Genomic DNA, 15099 nt, shown 5'->3' with positions numbered 1-15099 from the left:
AGGAGGTCAACATGGCTACGAACAAGACACCCGCAAAGACCAACGCCCGAGGAGGCTCGGGGTCCAAGCGTACGAAGCGTCAGAATGCCGAGAAGGGATTCGTCGCGTCCAAGGAGCTCAGCGCGCACTTGCAGGCCGTGCTCGTCGATCTGATCGAACTGTCGTCGCAGGGCAAACAAGCGCATTGGAATGTTGTCGGGCGCAATTTCCGTGACACGCATCGCCAACTGGACGAGATCATCGAGGCTGCGCGCATGTTCAGCGACACCGTAGCTGAGCGCATGCGAGCGATGCATGCGGTTCCGGATGGACGCAGCGATGTCGTTGCATCCACCACCACGCTTCCGGAGTATCCGCAGGGCGAGGTCGACACGGCAGAGACCGTCGACCTCATCACGGTGCGTCTTGAGGCCACCGTAGGCACCATGCGTGAGGTGCACGACGGTGTCGACTCCGAAGACCCCACGAGTGCCGACATCCTGCACGCCATCATCGAGAAGCTCGAGCAGTTCGCGTGGATGGTCAGCGCCGAGAACCGTAAGCCTGCGGCTGGCAGCTGACCACCATCGGGGAACTCAGCCCAGCGGCCAACCGGTGTATGCCTCGGCGAGGTAGGTGCGACCGGCTTCGGAATCGACGAGCGAGCGCAGCTCACCGATCTGGCGACGCTGGTCGAACTCGTTGTGCTCGGGCAGGCTGTGCAGCATGCTCGTCATCCACCACGAGAAGTTCTGCGCCTTCCAGATGCGGCGAAGGGCTGCCTCGGCGTAGCCGTCGATCAGCCGGGTGTCATTCTCGGTCAGAAGCGCGTTCAGCGCGTCGGCGAGGATGACGACGTCGGCGATCGCGAGGTTCATGCCCTTGGCGCCCGTCGGTGGCACCGTGTGTGCGGCGTCGCCGACGAGGGCTGCGCGGCCGCGGCGCAGTTCTCGGGCAACGAAGCTGCGGAAGCGCAGGACGTCGCGCTGGAAGATTGTGCCCTCCTTCAGTGTCGTGCCCGGTACTCGCGACTGCAGCGTCTCCCAGATCTGCGCTTCACTCAGGGAGTTTGGATCGGCGTCGGGGTCGCATTGGAAGTACATCCGCTGCACCTCGTGGCTGCGCTGGCTGATGAGGGCGAAGCCGTTCTCGGAGTTGCTGTAGATGAGCTCATCCGCGCTGGCCGGTGCTTCGCAGAGGATGCCGAACCACGCGAACGGGTACTCGCGGAAGTAGCCGTCCCGGGAGGTGCCGGCGATGGCAGGGCGGACCGCGGAGCGCGACCCGTCGGCCCCGACCACGAAGTCCGCCTCGATGACGAGTTCTGCGCCGTCAGCATCCGTTGCGATGACGCGGGGGTGGTCGGTATCGACGTCTTCGACGCGGGATGCCGTGACGCCGAAGCGCAGGTCCTGGCCTGCTTCCAGACGCAACGCCAACATGTCCTTCAGCACCTCATGCTGCGGGTAGAGCCAGACGCTGCGCCCGACGAGTCCGGGGAAGTCGATGCGGTGGCCCTCGCCCTGGAAGCGCAACTCGATGCCGTCATGGCGATGACCGACGGTGTGCACGCGGGTGTTCGGGTCGATCCGCGTGAGCAGGTCGACGGTGCCCTGCTCGAGGATGCCGGCGCGGATGGTCTGCTCGATCTCTGCGCGGGAGCGCTGGTCGATGATGACGGATTCGATGCCGGCTTCGGCCAAGAGGTGCGAGAGGATCAGGCCCGCGGGGCCAGCCCCGACGATCGCGACTCGGGTGCGGATGCTGGTGCTCACGGTGTCTCCTTCGACGGTGCCTAATGGATGCTACGCACCAGTGTGCCGCGAAGCATCGAGTCACCTCGGCACAATCCCATTGAACGAAAGTCAGCGCGGCTGGCGCAGGTCCTGTTCGATTGCCCGGGCGGCGCCGATCAGCGCGTTGATCGCCGGCGTCGGTGCGGTGTCGCGGGGGAGGATAACTGACAGGGCGGCGATGACCTCGCCGTGATCGCGTACCGGCACGGCGACGCCGGTCGAGACGGCCTCGACGGAGCCGGGGGCAACGACGTAACCCCGCCGCCGGATCGAGGTGAGCTGCGCGCTGAGCGTCTCAGCATCCGTCACCGTCTCGGGTGAGACGGCGCGAAGGGGGCCGCTCAGCACGTGCATACGCACCTCGGGGTCGGCGTGCGCGAGCAGGACGAGGCCGGATGAGGAGGCATGCAGGGGCAGGCGCCCGGCGACGCGGGTGATGTTGGCGCCGGCATCCGGGTGGGAGAGGCGCTCGAGGAACAGCGCTTCCTCGTGCTCGAGCACGGCCAGTTGGGTGTGCTCGCGGATCAGGGCCTGCACCCGTTCCATGTGCGGGAGTGCAGCCTGGCGCAGACGAAGTGCGGTCGAGCCGCGCAGGGCGAGTTCCCACAGGCGCATTCCGAGGCGGATGCGCATCTCTTCGTCGCGCTCGAGCAGCCCCGCTGCGACCAGGTCTCCGACGATCCGGTGCGCGGTGGATGCGGGGAGGCCTGCGCGTTCGGCGATCTCGGTGGCGGTCTGGATGGTCCGCTCGGTGGTGAATGTGTCGAGGACGCGCACGATGCGCTCGGTCATCGAGTCGCCGGAGCGGGAGTTCGCCATGGGGCTAGCTTCGCACGCACGGCGCGTGTACAATCGTTGGCACCCCAACTATCCCGAATCCTCGGAAACTTTCTCCGGCCGACCCGGAGTGATCAAAGGAGATCTGATGCAGTTCTACCGCGACGGTTACCGCCCCGGAGACCCCGACATCCAGCCCGCAGCTGCCCAGGTGGCACGTCGCGGCGACGGGTTCCCCGAGCGGGTCGACGTGCTCATCGTGGGCACCGGGCCCGCCGGCACGGTGCTTGCGGCCCAGCTGGCTGAGTTCCCCGACATCACCACGCGCATCGTCGAGCGCCGCGAACAACCGCTGCAGGTCGGGCATGCCGATGGTGTGGCGTGCCGCACGGTCGAGATGTTCCAGGCTTTCGGACTGGCAGATGCGCTGGTGCGCGAGGCGTACTGGGTGAACGAGGTGCGCTTCTGGGGGCCGTCCGAGCAGGATCGCTCGAAGATCGTCCGCACGGGCTGGGTGGAGGACACCCCCGAGGGGCTCAGCGAATTCCCGCACGTGATCGTCAACCAGGCGCGGATGCAGGAGTACCTGCTTGAGCACGCCGCGAACTCGGCGAGCAAGCTCGAAGCTGACTACGGTATCGAGTTCACGGGTTTTGAGATGAACGACTCCGAGTATCCGGTGACCGCCCGGCTGCGCCGGGCCGATGGCGACGAGTTCGTCGTGCAGGCGAAGTACGTGATCGGATGCGACGGCGCTCGCAGCAACGTGCGCCGCTCACTTGGAATTGAGCTCCAGGGCGACGCTGCCAACCACGCCTGGGGCGTCATGGATGTTCTGGCAACCACCGATTTCCCGGACTGGCGCACCAAGAACGTCGTGCAGTCGGCCGGCAAAGGAAGCCTGCTCATGATCCCGCGCGAGGGCGGCAACATGGTGCGGTGCTACGTCGATCTCGGTGAGGTCGCGGCTGGTGACAGCGACATCCGCAACAAGACAGCCGAGGAGCTGCGCGAGGTCGCGAATGCCATCCTGCATCCGTACACGATCGACGTGCGGCAGGTCGCATGGTCGAGCGTTTACGAGGTCGGCCAGCGTCTCGCCGATCGCTTCGACGATCTGACAGCGGATGCTCCGGCGGATGCCGTTCCGCACCTCTTCGTCGCCGGCGACGCCTGCCACACGCACAGCGCGAAGGCTGGCCAGGGGATGAACGTCTCGATGCAGGACGCCTTCAACCTCGGGTGGAAGCTCGCCGCCGTCCTGCAGGGGCGATCGGATGCCACGCTGCTGCGCACATACTCCGAGGAGCGCCAGACGATCGCCGCCGATCTCATCGCGTTCGACAAGTACTGGTCGACCTTCATCGCGCAGCCGGCGCTGGATCCCGAGCATCCGGAGCGCGGCGGTGTCTCGCCCGCCGACATGCAGGCGGAGTTCGCTCGCCAGGGCCGATACACGGCAGGACTCGCGACGAAGTACACGCCGTCGACACTTACCGGGGCATCCGACCATCAGCAGCTTGCGACCGGATTCGAAGTCGGCGCACGCTTCCACTCGGCGCCCGCGCGGCGGGTCGCAGATGCGCGCCGGATGGAGCTCGGTCACTCGCACCGTGCCGATGGTCGCTGGCGCATCTACGCCTTCGGCGACGCCTCTGGGGCGGCACTGCGGGAGTTCGCCACGTGGCTGAGTGACGGAGCGGACTCGCCGGTGCGCGCGTTCACCGCAGCGGATGCCGATATCGACAGCGTCATCGACGTGCACGCCGTCTTCCGCGGCTCACACCATGACATCGACGTCACGGCTCTGCCCGAGCTGCTGCTTCCGACGTCGGGTCCGCTGGGGTTGCAGGACTGGGAGAAGGCGTGGGCCACCGACGCCAAGGACGACATCTTCGCCGCTCGCGGGATTGCGGCGGAGGGTGCGATCGTCGTGGTTCGTCCGGATCAGTACGTAGCCCACGTGCTTCCGCTGTCGGCGCGCGAGGAGCTGACCGAGTTCTTCGCGGGGTTCCTGCTGCCAGCGTGAACCTGCGTCGCTGATCGAGATTGGCTGAGAGGATGGATGCCGTGATGACCATGGCCGACCTCCCCGAGCCGCAGCGCCACGTCGGAAACCTCATCCGTCGCGCGCAGCAGCTGCACCTGGCGACCTGGGCGCGCGTGGCTTCGAGCGAGATCACGAGCGCGCAGTACAGCATCCTCGCGGTGCTGGACCGTCTCGGCGAGGCGAGCCAGCGTGAGCTGTGCGACGAGGTCGACCTCGACCGATCGACGATCGCCGACCTTGTGCGGCGCATGGAGAAGGCCGGGCTCATCGCGCGCCGCCGCGCCGAGGGGGATGCGCGCCGGAACGTCGTCACGCTCACCGAGCTCGGGGAAGCGGAGCGTGCGCGCCTCGTGCCCCTGGTGATCGAGGTGCAGCGCGAGCTCACCGCGAACCTGGGATCCAGTGAGGTCGACGGGCTCTTCCGCGGGCTCTGGCAGATGTTGGAGACCGCGCCGCGCTCGTGACTGCTCGGCATGGTTGCTGAGGTTCGAGCGGTAGCCTCGACACATGCCCTCCTCCGTATTCGCCGCCGCAACTCCGTGGGCGCCGCTGACGCCGGAGCGCGCCGCCGCCCTGCTCGCGGGTAGCGAGGTGCGCTGGTGGCTGTCTGGTGGAGTCGCGCTGGATCGCTGGCTCGGCCAGCCGGTCCGCGAGCGTTCCAACATCGACGTGAGTGTCGTCGCATCCGACCTCGCGGCGCTCATCGCAAGCCTGCCTGCCGGATTCAGTGCCTGGGCGCCGGCCGAGGGCGAGGACGAGTACATTCCGTTCGCGGATGCCCCGACGGATGCTGACCTTCAGCCGGTGCTCGTGCGTGATGACGAGCAGGATGCTTGGGTGCTGCAGATCAACGCCGAGGACGGCGCTCCGCGCGCCTGGACGTACAAGCGTGACCCGCGACTAACCCTTCCATGGGATCGTGCGGTGCTCGACATCGCCGGCATCCCCACCGGTGCGCCTGAGGTGCAGCTGGTCTGGAAGGCGCTGCGCCCGCGCCCGGAAGACACGATCGACAAGGATGCGGTGCTGCCCAGTCTCTCGCCGGAGGCGGTCACGTTCTACGAGACGGCGCTGCTGCGCATCCACCCGCACTCGACGTGGGCGATCCACGTGCGCAGCCCCTTCGCGCCAGCGAAGGCAAGTTGGAACAAGAAGAAGCCGTAGCCCGCCCCGCGAGAAACGCCTTTCTGCATGAGAAAGGTGCTGCTGGCCCATGTCTCATGCTGAAAGCCATTTCTCGCGGACGGCTGGGCGACTTTACGTGAATTGAAGCGACTCGTCAGTTGAATTCACGATAAGTTGACACGTCGCTCGCGTCTAGGCCGGCGCGCGTCGATCGTCACAAGAAGAACCGCCCCGGAAACCGGGGATCACTGGATGACGCTCAGCTCCGAAACCGGCGTCTCGAGAACGGATCCCTTCGCCCCGACGGAGGTGAGATCGGTGCGCGGGGAAGCCTGAGCGGCGTGGCGTCCGGCGATCCGACCAGAGACCATCGCCCAGCCGATATGCAGACCGTGGTTCAGCAGCTGCAGTCCACCCTGCCCCGTGGACCCGGCGGCGTACAGCCCGGGAATCGGAGCGCCCTCCGGCGTCGTGACCTTCAGCGTCGTGTCGACGGCGAGCCCGCCGTCGGCAAGAGTGATGTAAGACTGCATCGGACCGAGCGCGTAGTACGGGCCCTCGCTGATACCCGCGCCGAACGAGGTGCGTCCGAACTCCGGGTCCTCTCCTGCCGCCCCATACTCGCGAACCTTCTGGATCGTCGTGCGGAGCCGGGCCGGGTTGATCCCGGCCTTCGATGCGAGCTCCTCGATCGTGTCGGCCTTGTGGAACATGTCAGGACGGTAGCGTGCGTAGTCTCCGACGTAGGCGTAGGCGACACCGGGGAACGTCGAAACCGGGTTCGGCCACGCTGAGAACCGCTTTGCGAGCGCTTCGTCGAACACCATGAATCCCCGGTTGCTATCTGCCGCGACTCCGCGAGCAAGCAGCTTGTCGGAGTCTTCATTCGCGACGCGCTGTCCTTGCTCGTTGACGAGGATGGCGCCGGCGGCGTACATGGTGTTGTTCGGCCCGACCCAGCTCGTGAGCGCTCCGCGCAGGAGCACTGCGAGGAGGCGCTTGGGTAGTCGCTCGGCGACCAGGCGCACCAGGCGCGAGACTGACGGATGCGACGGCAGCAGCTTGATCGGATCAGGGAAGCGCCCTGGCGGGAAGCGCAGCCCCTCATAGAGGCGGTCCATCTGCAGCATCACGCCGCCGACGTCGCTGCCCAGACGGAACCCGTCTCCCGTGTTGCTCTTGTTCACGGCGGGCACGCGCGCGGCGTCCTCACCGACATACGCTGCCTTGAGATCGGTCGCGGCAGAGTAGTCGCCGGTCGCGAGCACGACAGCACGACGGCCGAAGTACTCCACGCCGTTCGCGCTCGCGCCGATGACCTCGCCATCGGCGTTGCGCAGCAGCCGGTCTACGCGGACGTTCGTGACGACCTGCACGCCACGCTTGCGCGCCTCGCGCAGCAGGGCCGTCACATACGCGCCCGCGTTAGGCAGCACGTTGTGCATGCGGGGCTTCTCGTATGGAGGCTCGGGAGTCGGGCCGAGGAACTGCACGCCGATACTGGAGAGCCATTCGAGTGTTGCCCCGGCATTCTCGGCCAGCACGCGCCTCAGTGCGACGTTCTCACGCGCCTCGTCCTTGCCGTTGGCGACCTTCATATCTTCGATGAACAGATCGATCGAATCGTTAACGCCGGCGCGGTATTGGTACGCGGTGTTCGCCGCGGTGAAGCTGCCCACCGACATTCCGGTGCTGCCACCGGGTCGGGCGCATTTCTCGAGGACGATGCTCTTCGCACCGCTGGTCGCGGCGGAGATCGCGGCCGTGAGACCAGATCCGCCGCCGCCGATGACCAATACGTCTGTCGTCACACTCATGCGTGCGTCCTTTCCAAGAGGGCAGCGTCAGCGGCACTGCTGCCAGCCCACCGTCCAGTGATGTAAGCGGGGGCCAATCCGCCCGCGTATCCGACGTTCGACAGTCCGCCGATATCTGCCCCTGCCGCATAGAGCCCGGGGATCGGTGCACCGTCCGGATCGAGCGCCTCCCCGCGCGTCGAGATCGACACGCCCCCGAAGGTGAAAGTGATCGACGGCTGCACCATGAGCGCATGGAATGGTCCGGTCTGCGGAGCTCGGGCGCTCGCTGAGACGGGGATGCCCGATGCCCAGCCAGCACCGGTATCGGCCGCGGAGCGATACGCATCAAGAGTGGAAGCGAGGGTCGTGGCATCCACACCCCAGGAGACGATCTGCGCGATAAGACCATCGAGCGTGTCGGCGCTCGCCCACAGTCCACCGGCCGCTTTCGCCGTCTCGAACCTGTCGGTGGCGCCGAGGCCGGGGAACGGTTCCTGCCGCGCTTCGGTGAGGTGCACGTGCTCGTCGAAGATCAGTACTCCGCGACTTTCCGGCTGGCCGAGCACGACCTGATTGATGATCTCGTCACCGAGCGTCTCGTCGACGAAGCGCTCGCCGCGGAGATTCACGAACAGGGTGGACCCTGAGTAGTACTGCGAGTACGGCAGGTAGTGCTCTGGTTCGAAGGTCTCCAGCGGCCAGGGAACGAGGTGGCCGTAGTACGACGCCATGGATCGACTGCCGCCGGCGCCCGCCGCGCGGGCCATGCGCAGGCCGTCTCCCACATTCCCGACGTGCGAGCGCATCAGCAAGTTGTCGGCCTGCGGGCCGATGTAGCGGGTCAGCATCTCCGGGTCACGACCGAACCCGCCGGTCGCGAGTATGACACTCGCCGCCCGGTACTCGACCGGGCCGTCGGCGGTTGACGCGACGACACCCGTCACGCGGCCGCCGTCGATGAGGAGTTCCCGCACCGGAGCGTCGGCCACGATCACGCCGCCGGCAGTGGTGACGGCATCCCGGCACGCTGCGAGAATCGCGTGGATGTCGGTGGAGTACCCGATCCCGAAGGTCATGATGTCGCTCGTCGGCTCGTCGGCCACTCGTGCACCTGTTGCACGAACCTCCGCGATCGCATCCGGGAAGTCCGTCACCACGCGCTCGCCGAGAATCGCATCGCCCTGGGGGATACGGCGCTGATACGAATCCAGGTCCGGCGCTGTCCACAGCATCCCCGCCGACAGTGCCGCCGATCCACCGAACGTCGCTGACTTCTCCAGCACTGCGACTCGCGCGCCTGCGCGTGCGGCCGCTGCCGCGGCGGACGAACCGCCGATGCCCGAGCCGACCACGATGACGTCGAAGGAGTTCACGCCGCAGCTCCCGCGTCGGATGTCCCGGACCGCTCCGCAGCCTGACAGGCAACGTGCAGTCCGAAGATCGCGCCCTTCCCGAGCGAAGTGCCGGTCATGTACGCCGCACCGTGGAAGCCGCCGACGACTTCACCGATCGCGTAGAGCCCCGGGATGACCTCACCCTCGACATCGACGACCTCGGCATCCGGTGTGACCTTCACCCCGCAGTACGTCGTCGTCATGAGTGACTTCGCCGGGTAGGCGTAGAACGGCGCCTTCGTGATCGTGCCCAACTCGCCGATTCCGTTGCAGAGGCTCTCCCGGCCGAGTTCATCTGCTGTGCCATCGGCCACCGCGCGGTTGTAGCGCGCGACCGTCTGAACCAGCTGATTGCCATCGATGCCGACGATCTCCGCGAGCTCTTCGAGAGTGTCGGCGTGGTGCAGGTGACCGAGCGACTCGATCGCCTCCATATCTTTCAGCGGGATGCCGGGGTGCGACTTCGCGCGGACGTCGGCGTCGAAGATCTGCACTCCGAGACCGTCTTCCTCGTCGAGGACCGCGCGGCCCAGAGTCTTGTACGACTGCGACTCGTCGGTGAAGCGCTCGCCCGCCCGGTTCACGATGATCGCGCCCATGTAATAGGCGGTGAGCAGTTCATGCACATGGCCCGTCTCGGGGTGCGAGCCGTACGTTCCGCTCACGAAGGACATATCGGCCATGTCTGCGCCGAGCTTCCACGCCATCCGCAGGCCATCTCCGGTGTTGCCTTTGCCACCGAAGGGGATCGCTGCAAGTTGCTCGGGTGCGAAGATTTCCATCAGTTCGTTGCCGCGGGTGAACCCGCCGGTCGCGATGACCACGCCCTGGCGGGCGATCACGTCGATCTCGCCATCGGATGACGCAAGGGTCGCGCCCGTGACGCGGCCGGATGCGTCTGTGATCAGACGAACCGCGCGATGTTCGCGCAGCGTCGTGCCCCCGGCCGTGTCGAATTGCTCGTGCAGTCCTGCCATCACCTCGGTGATCGCCGTGTTGTGGCTCCGCTTCGCCGACTGGCCTGAGCTGATCTCGATCTCGCGGAACTGCACGCCGTGCTCCTTGAGCCAGTGATACGCCGCATCCTGACGATCCAGATACGCGTGCAGGAGGGCGGGGTCGTTGCGGAACTCACCGACCTCCTGCATGTCCTTGAGGAACAGCTCGGTGGAGTCCTCTTCGCCCTCTTCGCGTTGCTCTTCGGTGTCGCTGAAGGCGAACCAGCCGCCGCTCATCACGGTCGACCCGCCGAGGTCAGCGGTCTTTTCAGCGAGGATGACGTCAAGGCCGGCTTCTGCCGCGGCAGTGGCAGCGGTCTGCCCGGCGATGCCGCTGCCGAGGACGAGAAGATCTGCGGTGCGCGTGGTCATCGGTTCGTCCGTGCCGTTCGCTGGGGGGCGCGTGCCGTGTTCTGCGCAACGCCCAGCTCGTCGAGCGGCGTCTTGTAGGTCTCGCGGCCGGAAGCGATCGCGATCGCCGAGATCACACACGCGATGCTCGTGAACACGGCGGCCGGCCACCAGGCGTCGCTGTTCGCGGTGGAGATGGCCTGGATGATGACGGGCGAGAATCCGGTCAGCACGAGTCCCAGTTGCAGACCGACGGCCATACCGGTCACGCGGTAGCGCACGTTGAACAGCTCGCTGAAGTACGCCGGGTACACCGAGTTCGTCGCCGCGAAGCCGATTGAGACGCACAGCAGCACGCCGACGAAGATCATCGGGATGTTCGCCTCGCCGACTGCCCAGAAGAACAGCCAGACAGCCGCGGCGCCGAAGAGGTTGCCGCCGATCAGTACGGGCTTGCGACCGATCTTGTCGCTGAGGCTGGCGAACAGGGGCTGCGTGACGAGCGCGACGACATAGCCGACGATCACGACCCACAGCATGGTGCCAGCTTCGATCCCGGCGATGTTGGTCGCGTACGTCAGTCCGTAAACCGGAACGGTGGTGCTGATCACGACGAGGAAAGCGGCGAAGATGACGCGGACCACGTCGGCAGGCTGATGGCGGAGCACCTCGCCGAGCGGGATCTTGGCAGTGGTTCCCATCTCCTTCTCGACGGTGAACGCTTCGGTGTCGCGCACCGTGCGACGGATGATGAGGCCGACGACAAGGATGAGTGCGCTCAGCCAGAACGGTACGCGCCAGCCCCACGAGAGCAGCTGGTCTTCGGGGAGGGCCGCGACGCCGATGAATGCGAGCGTGGCGAGGATGTAACCCACCCAGATGCCATTGATCGCCCATGAGGTGTAGAGCGCTCGGCGGTCCGCCGGAGCGTGCTCGAGGGTCAACGAGGATGCGCCGGAGAGCTCACCGCCCACGGACAGGCCCTGGCACAGGCGCAGCACGATGAGCAGCGTGGGGGCGAGGATGCCGACGCTGTCGTACGAGGGCAGGCAGCCGATGAGGAACGTCGCGATACCCATGACGAGCAGCGTCAGGATCATGATGTTCCGTCGGCCGAAGCGGTCGCCCAGGTGGCCTGCGAGGAAACCGCCGACCGGGCGCGCGATGTACGCCACGCCATACAGTCCGAGGGCGTAGAGCAGGCCCGTGGCGCCGGCATCCGGGAAGAAGACGCGTGCGAAGACGAGCGCCGACGCGGATGCGTAGATGTACATGTCGTAGTACTCGAGCGCGGAGCCGATGAAACCCGCGAGCGAGGAGCGCTTGCTCTGGTTTCCCGGAGCGCGCATGCTCGCCGTTTCGGTGAGGATTTTTGTCTTCGTTGACATCGGGAGGTTCCTGATTCTGTGGTTGTTCGGTGGATGGGGAAGCTGGTCGCTCAGCAGGTGAGCATGCCGCCGTTGACGTCGAGGCTCGCGCCCGTGATGTACGAGGCGTTGTCGCTGATGAGGAACTCGATCGCGTCCGCGATCTCACTCGGCTGGGCGAAGCGTGCCATCGGAACCTGCCCGATCATCTGCTGCGCCTCGGCCGATGGCACCCCGCCAGTCATCTGCGTCTGTACGAATCCGGGCGCGACGCCGTTGACGCGGATGTGGAAGCTCGAGAGCTCACGCGACAGTGAGGCGGTCACGTTCTGCAGAGCGCCCTTCGAGGCGGCGTATGCGATGGATGACGGAAGGAAGGGCGGGAATGTGTCGCTCGGGAGACCGCCGGTGCCGAGGCGCGACGCGATCGAGAGGATATTGACGATGGATGCCGATCCGTCTGTTGGCATGTGCCGGAAGGCTTCTTGCACCAACAGCAGCGGCGCCTTCACATTGACGGCCATCACGAGATCCCATTCGTCAGGAGAGACGTCGTAGAACGGACGCTTGCGACCTTCGTCCTTGGGAGAGATTCCGACCCCGTTGACGAGAACGCTCAGCGTCCCGAGTTCGCGGGCGGCCTCGACGGCGGCGCGGTTCGTTTCGGGGCTGGTGAGATCTCCGGTGACCACTCGGTGGCCACCGTTCGGTGTGGGAAGGGATGCTCCGACGGCTTCGGCCGAATCGGCGGAGGCGTCGGCGATAACGACCCGGTAGCCGACCGAGGCGAGTCGCTCGGAGACGATGCGGCCAATGCCGCCGCCTCCGCCCGTGACGATCGCGCTGCGCGTGGTGGTGTTCATAAGTGCTCCTAGTAGGTGGCCCGGCCACCGGAGGCGTCGAAGACGAAGCCCGTAGTGAACGAGGAATCGGGAGAGGCGATGTAGGCGACAAGGCCGGCGATCTCTTCGGCCGTGCCGAACCTGCCCATCGGAATGAGCGACTTCTGCACCTCGCGACGCTCTGCCGTCATCCCCTGGATAAGGGGGGTGTCGATGGATGCCGGGGCGATGGCGTTGACGGTCACGCCGCTTGCCGCGTACTCGCGGCCGATCGCCTTGACCATGCCGATGACTCCCGCCTTTGATGCGGAGTAGGCGGCCATCTGCGGGTTGCCCTCCTTGCCGGCGATCGAGGCGATGTGGATGATCCGGCCAAAGCCCTGTGGCACGAGGTGCGCAAGTGCGGCCCGCGTGACGGCGAACGCACCGCCGAGGTTCAGTCCGACGATCCGGGAGAAGGTTGCTTGATCGGTCTCGAGGGTGGGGGTGACCGGGCCGAGGATGCCGGCGCAGTTCACGACGATGTCGAGGTGCGCGAGGTGTGCGGATGCTTCGGCGATGGCACGCGCGACGCCTTCGGGGTCAGTGACGTCTATCGAGCTGGTAGTCGCGCCGAGGTCAGCGGGCCATTGTGCGGTGGCGAGATCAAGGGCGACGACCTCGATGCCGTCTGCGACGAGTCGGCGCACGATGGCCGCGCCCATTCCGCTCGATGCGCCGACGACGATAGCGCCGCGGTCTGCGTCTGTTCTGATCGGCATTGAATCCTCAAACTTCATCGTTCGTTGGGGTACGGAGTTTTTCCCGGACGTTGCGATGATAGAGGGATATTGCGCGCTAAGCAATGCAAGGTAGTCTGTTTTGCGTGATACGCAAAGATGCTCCGCGAGTTGAGTCCGTCCACCGGGCGCTTGTCCTGCTGAAACTCCTGATCGAAGAAGGAAATCTGGGGGTGACGGAAGCGGCAGCGGCGCTCGATGTCAATGCCTCGACTGCGCAGCGTCTGCTCGCGACGCTCGTGCAGGACGGCTTTGCCGCGCAGGGGCGCGATCGTCGGTACTCGGTCGGGCCCGCTCTGCATAACCCCGGCCTTTCGACACGGATTCCGCAGCTGACCGATCGACTGCGTCCGGCGCTGGAAGACCTCTTCGAGCGCACGGGGGAGACTGTGCATGTCGCCGCGCTCGTCGGCACGCGCATTCTGCACTTGGACGGCATTGAGGCGCGCACGCACATTCTGCGCTTCGGACTGCGCGTAGGAGTGTGGCTCCCAGCGCACGTCACGTCCGGTGGAAAGGTTCTGCTGGCGGATCTGACCGACGAAGAGGTCGACGCGCGTTACAAAGTCGCCCTGGCGAGCCCAAGAGCGCAGCACGTCGGTGTCGACCTGGATTCGCTTCGGGAGCAGCTCGATGATGTGCGCCGATCGCGGATCGCATGGAACTTCGAAGAGAGCGAGCCGGGCGTCGCCGCGCTGTCGATCTCGGTCGGGGAATTCGGAGGTCAGCGCGTGGCCTTCAGTATTGCGCTGCCGATCGCCCGCTTCACCCGCGAACTCGGCGAGAAGTGGATGCAGGATCTCATCGAGGTGGCGGACGCCGTCGCCGGGCGGCGTTCCTAAGAAGAATCCGTCACGCGGGCCTGCGCCGGTACTCGCCGGCGGCGACGGCGTCGAGCACCACGTGACGGAACCACTTCTGGGCCGGTGACAGGCTCGCCTCGCGCCGGGTGTACAGCGAGACCGGCGTCGACTGCGCGGGCCACGGAAGATCGGTGATCCGCAGCCCTTGGAACCATCCGCTGAACACCTCGGCGACGTGCCTCGGCAGCAGTACGACGAGGTCGGTGGCCTGCAGCACAGCGGGCACCGTCGCGTACTCCTCGACCGTGAGCGCGACCTGCGACATGAGTGCGTGCTCGGTCAGCACCTGAAGCGGGAACACGTGCCCTCCGCGCGCTGAGACGCGCACGAAATGACGTCCGGCGAACATGTCCGTCCCGGTCAGGGGTAACGGATGCGCAACTGAGGTCAGCGCCACGTATTCGACGGCCCGCACGTGCGTGCGCCACAGCCGCGGACTGCCGATCATCGAAACGGTCATCGCCAGGTCGATCGTGCCGCGGATCAGTCCGTCCTCGACCTGGTCAGAATCCAATCGCTGCACCTGCAGGTGCGGACTCGCCGCTTCCCGGGCGAGTGCCGCCATGATCGGCGGCAGGAACGTCTGCTCGCCGATCGAGGTGAGCCCGAGCGCCAGCTCGCCGCTGAAACCGGCGGGCTCGAACGCATCCGGATCGCTGACCGTTTCGTCGATCTGCGCGAGGGCTTCGTGCAACGGGGCGAACAGCGCAGTGGCTTTCGCCGTCGGCACCATGTCCCGCCCCTCACGGCGGAACAGCTCATCGCCGAACTTCTCGCGCAGGCGCCGCAGGGTGTAGCTGACCGTCGGCTGCGTCACGTGCAGGCGTTCGGCAGCGGCTGTCACGCTGCGCAACTCGTAGAGCACGACGAAGGTGCGCAGCTGGTTGAGATCCGCCATGACCATGTATAGAGCGTATCTATAGTTTGGGTGCAAAACATCTATTGGACTGTATGGAAACGGCGACCTAGAGTCGTGAGC

Annotated in this window: 14 protein-coding genes; 5 read left to right on the top strand and 9 right to left on the bottom strand. The window is 66.2% G+C overall.

Going from position 1 to position 15099, the window contains the following annotated elements:
- The first annotated feature begins 11 nt into the window (after window positions 1-11).
- Window positions 12-560 carry a Dps family protein gene (locus ACSU1L_RS07605; protein ID WP_439255294.1) on the top strand — a complete coding sequence of 183 codons (549 nt, stop codon included), beginning with the start codon at window positions 12-14 and terminating at the stop codon, window positions 558-560.
- 15 nt (window positions 561-575) lie between these two features.
- On the opposite strand, the gene ACSU1L_RS07600 is transcribed toward ACSU1L_RS07605, so the two are convergent.
- Together ACSU1L_RS07600 and ACSU1L_RS07595 are read right to left on the bottom strand one after the other, a co-directional pair.
- Window positions 576-1754, bottom strand: a complete 1179-nt coding sequence (locus ACSU1L_RS07600; RefSeq protein WP_439255293.1) for a 4-hydroxybenzoate 3-monooxygenase — start codon at window positions 1752-1754, stop codon at window positions 576-578.
- 90 nt (window positions 1755-1844) lie between these two features.
- On the bottom strand, window positions 1845-2594 hold the full coding sequence (locus tag ACSU1L_RS07595; protein WP_439255292.1) for an IclR family transcriptional regulator: 750 nt from the start codon (window positions 2592-2594) through the stop codon (window positions 1845-1847).
- Between the two features lie 106 nt (window positions 2595-2700).
- Between ACSU1L_RS07595 and ACSU1L_RS07590 the strand changes: the two genes are divergently transcribed.
- From ACSU1L_RS07590 to ACSU1L_RS07580, 3 genes are read left to right on the top strand one after another with little or no spacing between them, the layout of a single operon-like run.
- Window positions 2701-4581 carry an FAD-dependent monooxygenase gene (locus ACSU1L_RS07590; RefSeq protein ID WP_439255291.1) on the top strand — a complete coding sequence of 627 codons (1881 nt, stop codon included), beginning with the start codon at window positions 2701-2703 and terminating at the stop codon, window positions 4579-4581.
- A 44-nt stretch (window positions 4582-4625) separates the two neighbouring features.
- Window positions 4626-5066: a MarR family winged helix-turn-helix transcriptional regulator gene (locus ACSU1L_RS07585; protein ID WP_439255289.1), complete on the top strand. Its 441-nt coding sequence runs from the start codon at window positions 4626-4628 to the stop codon at window positions 5064-5066.
- Window positions 5067-5109: 43 nt separating this feature from the next.
- On the top strand, window positions 5110-5766 hold the full coding sequence (locus ACSU1L_RS07580) for a nucleotidyltransferase domain-containing protein (protein ID WP_439255288.1): 657 nt from the start codon (window positions 5110-5112) through the stop codon (window positions 5764-5766).
- A 206-nt stretch (window positions 5767-5972) separates the two neighbouring features.
- Here the strand turns inward: ACSU1L_RS07580 and ACSU1L_RS07575 are convergent, their stop codons facing one another.
- From ACSU1L_RS07575 to ACSU1L_RS07550, 6 genes are read right to left on the bottom strand one after another with little or no spacing between them, the layout of a single operon-like run.
- Window positions 5973-7544 carry an FAD-dependent oxidoreductase gene (locus ACSU1L_RS07575; RefSeq protein ID WP_439255287.1) on the bottom strand — a complete coding sequence of 524 codons (1572 nt, stop codon included), beginning with the start codon at window positions 7542-7544 and terminating at the stop codon, window positions 5973-5975.
- A complete protein-coding gene (locus ACSU1L_RS07570) occupies window positions 7541-8899 on the bottom strand; it encodes an FAD-dependent oxidoreductase (RefSeq protein ID WP_439255286.1) in 1359 nt (452 codons plus the stop codon). The genes ACSU1L_RS07575 and ACSU1L_RS07570 overlap by 4 nt, the downstream gene beginning before the upstream one ends.
- A complete protein-coding gene (locus ACSU1L_RS07565) occupies window positions 8896-10290 on the bottom strand; it encodes an FAD-dependent oxidoreductase (protein WP_439255285.1) in 1395 nt (464 codons plus the stop codon). Before ACSU1L_RS07565 ends, ACSU1L_RS07570 begins: the two co-directional genes overlap by 4 nt.
- Window positions 10287-11657 (bottom strand): MFS transporter, encoded by a 1371-nt coding sequence (locus ACSU1L_RS07560; RefSeq protein ID WP_438253823.1) that lies wholly within the window; start codon window positions 11655-11657, stop codon window positions 10287-10289. Before ACSU1L_RS07560 ends, ACSU1L_RS07565 begins: the two co-directional genes overlap by 4 nt.
- A 50-nt stretch (window positions 11658-11707) precedes the next feature.
- Window positions 11708-12499, bottom strand: coding sequence for an SDR family NAD(P)-dependent oxidoreductase (locus ACSU1L_RS07555; RefSeq protein WP_439255284.1), 792 nt, complete (start codon window positions 12497-12499; stop codon window positions 11708-11710).
- Window positions 12500-12507: 8 nt separating this feature from the next.
- Complete coding sequence (locus tag ACSU1L_RS07550; protein WP_439255283.1) at window positions 12508-13239, bottom strand: SDR family NAD(P)-dependent oxidoreductase; 732 nt, start codon at window positions 13237-13239, stop codon at window positions 12508-12510.
- A gap of 104 nt (window positions 13240-13343) precedes the next feature.
- On the opposite strand from ACSU1L_RS07550, the gene ACSU1L_RS07545 reads away from it, so the two are divergent.
- Window positions 13344-14099 carry an IclR family transcriptional regulator gene (locus tag ACSU1L_RS07545; protein WP_438253826.1) on the top strand — a complete coding sequence of 252 codons (756 nt, stop codon included), beginning with the start codon at window positions 13344-13346 and terminating at the stop codon, window positions 14097-14099.
- A 10-nt stretch (window positions 14100-14109) separates the two neighbouring features.
- Here ACSU1L_RS07545 and ACSU1L_RS07540 read toward each other — a convergent pair whose 3' ends face one another.
- The gene (locus ACSU1L_RS07540) at window positions 14110-15024 is read right to left on the bottom strand and encodes a LysR family transcriptional regulator (protein WP_439255282.1); all 915 of its coding nucleotides are present in this window, start codon (window positions 15022-15024) and stop codon (window positions 14110-14112) included.
- Window positions 15025-15099 lie beyond the last annotated feature (75 nt).

The sequence above is a fragment of the Microbacterium sp. A94 genome (assembly GCF_051842855.1).
Lineage (GTDB): Bacteria > Actinomycetota > Actinomycetes > Actinomycetales > Microbacteriaceae > Microbacterium.
The sequence above is the reverse complement of the archived record's forward strand: the minus strand, read 5'-3'. Positions and strand labels throughout refer to the sequence as shown.